Genomic DNA, 578 nt, shown 5'->3' on the forward strand with positions numbered 1-578 from the left:
CAGGGCGGCGTCCAGCGTCGCCGCCTCGATCCGCTGGCCGAGCGGGGTCGGCGCCGGCAGCAGCAGCCCGCTGGCCGAGAGAAGCACGGCCCGCGGGTCGCCGCCGGCCAGCAGCGTGCCGTCCAGCTGTTCCACCTCCAGCGTCTCGCCGGGCGGACCGAGGCGCAGCGCCTCGGCCCGCAGCGGCACGCCCTGGAATGGCGCGCGCAGCGGGATCTCGGCCGCCACCCGGGCAGCGGTGTAGGGCAGGTCCACGGGGCCGAGGCGCAGCGCCTGGGCGCCCTCCGGCTCCAACCTCAGCCGGTCCCAGGAGGCCCCGGCGCGCAGCGACAGGCGCAGCGCCCCGGCCTGCCAGGACAGGCCCTCGGGCAGGGACAGGCGCGGCTCGGGCAGGGTGACGCTGGCGGCGAGCGGCCAGCCGCCGCGCTGCGGCGCGCCATGCTCGATCCGCCATCCCTCGGCGCGGCGCGCCTCGGCCCAGCGCAGCGCCTCCTGCTCCAGCCGGCCGGCGATCAGGAACCAGGCCAGGCCGTGCAGCGCGGCCAGCAGCAGGACCAGCCCGGCCAGCAGGCGGGGCA

At 79.4% G+C, this 578-nt stretch carries 1 protein-coding gene; it reads right to left on the minus strand.

Features of this window, described 5'->3' with window-relative positions; genetic code table 11:
* On the minus strand, nt 1-578 hold a 578-nt coding region (locus HMPREF0731_RS22735; RefSeq protein WP_040614582.1), incomplete at both ends, for a DUF2125 domain-containing protein.

Source organism: Pseudoroseomonas cervicalis ATCC 49957 (assembly GCF_000164635.1).
GTDB classification, from domain to species: domain Bacteria; phylum Pseudomonadota; class Alphaproteobacteria; order Acetobacterales; family Acetobacteraceae; genus Pseudoroseomonas; species Pseudoroseomonas cervicalis.